5 protein-coding genes and 1 tRNA gene are annotated in these 6255 nt (G+C 60.9%); 4 read left to right on the plus strand and 2 right to left on the minus strand.

Features of this window, described 5'->3' with window-relative positions; all coding sequences use genetic code 11:
• Nucleotides 1-14 precede the first annotated feature (14 nt).
• Both Q4610_RS16300 and Q4610_RS16305 read right to left on the minus strand, forming a co-directional pair.
• A complete protein-coding gene (locus Q4610_RS16300; protein ID WP_304537024.1) occupies nt 15-878 on the minus strand; it encodes a tetratricopeptide repeat protein in 864 nt (287 codons plus the stop codon).
• A complete protein-coding gene (locus Q4610_RS16305; RefSeq protein WP_304537025.1) occupies nt 878-1645 on the minus strand; it encodes an alpha/beta fold hydrolase in 768 nt (255 codons plus the stop codon). The genes Q4610_RS16300 and Q4610_RS16305 overlap by 1 nt, the downstream gene beginning before the upstream one ends.
• 130 nt (nt 1646-1775) lie before the next feature.
• Between Q4610_RS16305 and Q4610_RS16310 the strand changes: the two genes are divergently transcribed.
• From Q4610_RS16310 to Q4610_RS16325, 4 genes are all read left to right on the plus strand, one after another.
• Nucleotides 1776-1862, plus strand: a tRNA-Leu gene (locus Q4610_RS16310).
• A 640-nt stretch (nt 1863-2502) separates the two neighbouring features.
• Nucleotides 2503-3672, plus strand: a complete 1170-nt coding sequence (locus Q4610_RS16315; RefSeq protein ID WP_304537026.1) for an ABC-three component system protein — start codon at nt 2503-2505, stop codon at nt 3670-3672.
• A complete protein-coding gene (locus Q4610_RS16320) occupies nt 3669-4181 on the plus strand; it encodes a three component ABC system middle component (RefSeq protein ID WP_304537027.1) in 513 nt (170 codons plus the stop codon). The genes Q4610_RS16315 and Q4610_RS16320 overlap by 4 nt, the downstream gene beginning before the upstream one ends.
• Nucleotides 4181-6136 carry a DUF3732 domain-containing protein gene (locus Q4610_RS16325; RefSeq protein WP_304537028.1) on the plus strand — a complete coding sequence of 652 codons (1956 nt, stop codon included), beginning with the start codon at nt 4181-4183 and terminating at the stop codon, nt 6134-6136. Before Q4610_RS16320 ends, Q4610_RS16325 begins: the two co-directional genes overlap by 1 nt.
• Nucleotides 6137-6255: the final 119 nt, after the last annotated feature.

The following is a 6255-nucleotide window of genomic DNA, read 5'->3' on the forward strand; positions in this document are numbered from 1 at the left end:
TCCACTTCGCTGTATCAGTTGGCGGCGGGCAATCGCGTCAGATTGTCCGCCGCCCCCTTCCCCGCGGGCGACTCCGGCGCCAGCCTGACCGCGCGCTGCCAGGCGGATCGTGCAATGTCGGCATGATCGGTCAGCACCGCGATATTGCCTTCCTCCAGCGCCACGGAGGCGTCATCGGGCGACAATTGCACCGCGCGGGCAATATGCGCCTGCGCCAGCTTCAACGCGCCCGACCGCCGCGCCAGCGTGGCCGACAGCAGCCAGCCCAGCGGGTCTTGGGGCGCCTGGGTCAGCGCGATGTCGATCGAATCGCGCGCCGCCGCTATCTCGCCCAGCGCGACCAGCGCCCGCGCCCGGTCCAGATGCACCTCCCCCTTTTCCAGTCCGTCGGGCAGGCCGCGCGCCAGCGCCGCGTCGAAATCATTGCGCGCCTTGGGCAGGTCGCCACCCGCCAGCGCCGCATTGCCCGCCTGCGCCCACAGCCGCGCGCTCTGCACCATCTCGCCGCCACGCTCGGCCTCCTCGGCCGCCTGCTCTAACGCGACGATGGCGGGCACCCAGCGTTCGGCCCGCGCATAGGCGAAGCCCAGGCAATGGCGCGCGTAGAAGCTGCCGCCTTCGATCCGCCATTTCTGCGCAAAGCCGATGCCCTCCTCCGGCGACCGCAGCGCGGCGTCCAGGCAGGCCTGGAAGGGGACGGCATATTTGGCAGGGACCGGGATTTTGCCATCCTCGCGCGCGGGCGCGCTGGCGGCGGGGGCAGGCGTGGCCCCTACGGCGGCGGCCCGTTCCTCCTGCTTGCGCTGGCGGCTGCGGTTCATCACCGCCTCGACCTCCGGGTCGAGTGTCTGGAGCAGGACGGACAAGAAAAAAGGCATCAGAGGGCATCCAGCAAGGTGGCGACGGTGCGGATCAGCAAGGCAATGTCGGCATCACGCGACAGGCGATGGTCGCCGTCCTTAATCAGCAGCGTCTGCACATCGGATGAACGCAGCCGCGCCGCCGTGCGCAGCGCGATCTCCCAGGGCACATCGGCGTCCGCCTGGCCATGGAGCAGCCGCACCGGGCAATCGATCCCGATCTCGCCCTCCAGCAAGCGCAGCGCCTGCCCCGACTGCCAGAAGGCCAGCGTCGTCACATAGGGCTGGTCGTCATAGGGCGTCGGCTCCTCGATCCGCCCTTCCGTCGCCAGCAGCGCCTTGTCGGCATCGGTAAAGCCCCACTCGGTAAAATCCGGCGCGGCGGCGATGCCGACGACGCCCACGACCCGCTCCGGCCGCGCCAGCGCGACGAGCAGCGCCAGCCAGCCGCCCATCGACGATCCCACCAGCACCACCGGCCCCTGCGTCAGCGCGTCCATCAACAGCAGCACGTCGTCGCGCCAGCCTGCCAGCGTGCCCTCCTCGAACCGGCCCTCGCTCGCGCCATTGCCGGCATAGTCAAGCCGCAGCATCGCGCGCCCCCGCGCCTGCGCCCATCGATGCAGCGCCACCGCCTTGCCGCCTTCCATGTCGGACATATAGCCCGGCAGGAAGATCAGCGTCGGTCCCACCCCCTCGCTCCGGCGACAGGCGAGGCGCAGGCCGTCGGGTCGGGCGAAAAAAGCGGGCAGGCTGGGAGCGGTCTGGGCGATCGGCGTGGTCATGGGCATGGTCATCCTGGAAAAGATGCACTGCTCTGCCCCAAAACCCCTATTTTTGCGAAACCCAAAAAATAATGCAGACAATGCGTTGACACTATTTAGGGCACCCGTTAGAGGCGCCCTCCTACCCCGTGCCCAGATGGCGGAATTGGTAGACGCACCAGCTTCAGGTGCTGGCGATCGCAAGGTCGTGGAGGTTCGAGTCCTCTTCTGGGCACCATTTCCCCTTGAAAAACAAGGATTTTTCAAGGGGATTGGCACAAATTGGCACACTGACCCCTTCGGGGAATGCCATAGGCCGTTTCCAAATTGCGCCGAATGGAGGCTTGGGCTGCGCTTCGACGGTTATCGCATCCGTCGAAGAAGTCCGTGTCGCTGAACCGGGCGATCACTGCTCATCTGTGCCTTCTGGAGCAGTCCCGGAATCAGGGCTTATCGTCTGTTTCAGCTTATCGCTCTCCGTTACCGCCGTTTGAAAGGGCGAAATTTGTTCGCTAGCGGTCGCCCCGTGGAGCAACCTGCTGCCAAGACGCGAAACGTCCCACATTTTGAACCTGACCAACTCGAGCCGTTCCACGCCTCGCGCCAGAACGGCTGCTCTTGCCGAAACTTGCTATTTAAGCTTGCTTAAGCAGTCTGACAGCAGTGCGCGCAGGTGTGAGGCCTCCAGCAAGGTTCGATCGATCTCGCAACCGCCGTTTCTGTCGCCGTTTAAGCCGTCCGATAAGACAAGGCTCTATGACAGTAGGGGCAAGCAGATAGTTGAGGCTCATCTCGCGAAGAAGTACATCCAGATCAGCCATGATCTCTTGACCTTGCACTGCGACTTCAACAGCATGGTGGACAAGGGGGGCTAATGGATGAACGCGGAGACTAAACCTGCCAAGCACAGCGCCCCAGGGCAATATCTCGGTTTTGCCTTGCAGCCGGTGCGGGTTTTTTATCATCTGCTGACCAGCCCGAAAGGCGCTAAGGTCTCGCTGGAATTTAAGGACGACGTTGCGGTCCATCATGCGGACGGACATCTGTTGCTGGAACAGACCAAGAGCGCGCTCCGGCAAAACCCGGTGTCCGACTGGGCCGGAGATCTCTGGAAAGCTTTCGAGAACTGGCGAGCTATGATCGTCGGCAAAGAGATCGATGCGGGCTTAACCAACTACCGTCTGTACGTGACGCCGCAAAAGAAAGGTGATTTCGTGCAGGCGCTGTCTGCGGCTGACGATGTCGTTACCGCTGAGGCTGCGTTAAAGATCATCAGGATCAAGCTGGCGAAACTGAAGACGGTCCCTGGTTGCGCCGAGCATCTCCAGCCTTTTCTCGATGCGCCTGCCGAACAACAGATGGCGATCGTGACGCGATTTGCACTGGAATCGCAAGGGGCAGACCCCCTCGACGTGATCCGGACTGTTCTCTTGCCAGTCATCAGCGAGAACCAAATCGACGTCCTCATTAAATCAGGTATAGGTCAGGCCAAGCAGGCGCTCGACCGTCTCATTCAGCGTGGCGAGCGTCCAATCCTGGATGCTGACGTCTTCCGGCGCGATTTCCACGCATTCGTCCGGCAGAATAATATGCCTGGCCTGCTTACGTCGTTCGGTGGTGCGCCAAGCGACGACCTGGTGGCCGGCATTGCTTCAACTAGGCCAACCTTTATCCGGCAGCTTGAGCTCGTCGAAGCCAATGACGAAGAGCGCCTACGTGCCGTTAGCGACTATCTGCGGGCTTCGGCTGACAAGGCCGACTGGGCAGATCGCGGCGTGATCTTTCCCGGAAGCCTCGATACCTGGGACGACGATCTTGTTAGGCGCCATGGCATGATCCGGGGCGATGTTTCAGATCTTCATTCCGACCGGTCGGCATTTGTTCAGGGGCGGCTGGTCTATCGTCAGTGCGCGCAGCATCAGGCCCCGCTCGAAGGGCGAGTAGTTCCCGGGCATTTCGTCCATGGGAGTTTCAACGATCTGGCCGATCGCCGTAGACTCGGCTGGCACGCGGATTATGATTCGCTTCTGGGAGAGAATCCCGAATGACGGCTTTAGCAAGCGCAGAGCTCACCGAACTCGAACTTGTCCAGAACCCTGCCATCGGCGCCTATCTCATCTGGAATTTTACGCTGGGTTATCAGGAGGACGGAGCCGCCGAGGCCGCACCATTCCTGCTCGCTTTCCTCGTCCTGCCGATGTTGCTTCACCGGCAGACGTTTGACGCCGTCGCATCGACTAGAAAGGCGTCCGGTCTCACTCTGTTCGCCGCCAAATTCGATCGCGAACGGGAGGCCCTTGTCGAACTTCACTCGCGCGCGCGTTTGCTAAGGCCGCTCAGCCTCCGGTCGATCGGCGTCGCATCGACATCTCGGCTCATTCGCATCGACCATCGCTCCGCGTTGCTGCACGGATATCCACTCGATCTTCTTGATGTGAAGAAGCCCTCCATCCCTGAGCGGTTGAAAGGATTTTCGAGCGCTGCCGACAAGATCGGTTACTGGTTTTCCAAGCTCGGCCTTCCCCAGATCGCCTCAACCTTGAGGATCGACTTTTAATGTATTTCCAGCTCCTCAAATTGATCCTCTGGCCACGTACCGATGAAAAGCCCCGCGAGCTGGATTTCCACCCAGGCGTCGTAAACGTCATCAGCGGCGCGTCGAAGACTGGCAAATCCGCAGTCATTCCGATCATCGATTATTGCCTCGCCTCCGATAAATGCGCGATCCCAGTCGGCGTCATTCGCGAGAATTGCAGTTGGTTCGGCATCGTGATCGACACGGTGGAAGGGCAGAAGCTGCTCGCGCGCAGGGAACCTGGGGACCAGCAGAGCACCGGTGACATGGTACTGATCGAGGCAGACACGATCGAGGTCCCGCACCGGATTGAAGGCAAGGATACAACGCAAGGCAACGTCAAGAAGGTGCTCGACCGGCTGGCTGGCCTCACTAATCTTGGTTTCGATCCCGATTCCGAAGCCGCCTCGCAGTCGCGACCGAGCTTTCGTGATCTCATGGCTTTCACATTCCAGCCCCAGAATATCGTCGCCAATCCTGACGTCATGTTCTTCAAGGCAGATACCAGCGAACATCGCGACAAGCTGAAAACGATTTTCCCTTACATCTTGCAGGCCGTGACCGCCGAGGTTCTTCAGGCACGCCATGAGCTTGACAGGTTGAACCGGCTTCTGCGGCGCCGTGACATCGACCTGCGCGCGCTCGTGACAGCCGGAAATGCATGGAGGTTGGAAGCAACGTCGTGGCTCCGCCAAGCCATCGAATTCGGGCTACTGCCGTCGGATCAGGTAATCCCGACCGAATGGCCCGACATCGTCGACTTGCTGCGCGGGATTGTCGCGGCCAACAGCGAGGCGGCACATCCGACCATTGCCGGTATCGACGCTGCGTTGGTGCGGTTGCGTGAACTGCGCGACGAAGAGAGCAAAGTCGCTGCCGAACTGACGCAGCGGCGCCAGCGCCTGAGCGAGCTGCGTCGTCTGATCGAGAGCAGCGACGCGTACGGAAGCGCACTGCGGATTCAGCGGGATCGCCTGTCGATCTCCGAATGGCTCAAACAACTCGTTCCCGAGGATAGCCCCGAGGATGTAGTTGCGATTCTTGGTGAAGGCGGCCGCGAGAAGGTCGAGCAGCTGAGCGACGCGTTGTCTGCGATCGAAGTTCGTCTGCGAACCCATCCCAGTGTGTCCGATACGCTCGACAAAGAGATACTGCGTTTGCGTGCAGAGGCGGAGACCTCGCTGATCCGGTTGAACGAGATCAAGCGTGAGATTGGGCTTCTGGAGCGGAACTCACAGCAAGCTAAGCAGGCAATTGACCGGTTCGACCGGATGGAGCGTTTCCTCGGGCGGCTGGAACAGGCTCTTGAGCTTTACGACAAGACCGATCAATCCGCCGGACTTCGCCAGCAGATCGATCTCCTCAAGGCGCAGATCGCTGACTTACAGCGACGGGTGTCAGAAGGTGAGATCCAGCGGAAACTCCGCAATGCGATCGACAGCATCGAAGCAACCACCGGTCGCCTCATACCCCGGCTCGATGCCGAATGGCCCGAAGCGCCGGTCCGTCTGATGATCCCGGATCTTACGGTGAAGGTGATCCGTGGGACCCGAGACGATTATCTGTGGGAGATAGGCAGCGGTGCGAACTGGCTTGCCTATCACGTTGCGCTCACTCTCGCGCTACAGACATTTTTCTTGTCGCTGCCCCATCACCCCGTTCCCGGATTGCTGATCTACGACCAGCCTAGCCAAGTCTATTTTCCTCGCCGGACAGCCGGCGATCACAAAGCGGACCCAGTGACGTGGCGCGACCAAGACGTTGAAGCCGTGCGTAAGGTGTTCGCGTTGCTTGGGGAGCAGGTGTCCGGCGCCAACGGACGCCTTCAGGTTATCGTCCTCGACCATGCGGACGAGGATGTATGGGGTGATCTTGATAGCGTCGTGCTTGCCGAGCAATGGCGTGATCAAGCCCTTGTTCCGCTTGGTTGGCTGTAAGCGCCAAAACCTCCCCACATTTTCGTAGCTGCTGATCTGTCTATGTTTTGCCCCTCATCCGAGGGGTATCGTAGTGGCTGATGATGTAAGAACATTCGAAACAGGTTTCGAAAGGCAGG

It is taken from the genome of Sphingobium cyanobacteriorum (genome assembly GCF_030580935.1).
In the GTDB taxonomy this organism is placed as follows: domain Bacteria; phylum Pseudomonadota; class Alphaproteobacteria; order Sphingomonadales; family Sphingomonadaceae; genus Sphingobium; species Sphingobium cyanobacteriorum.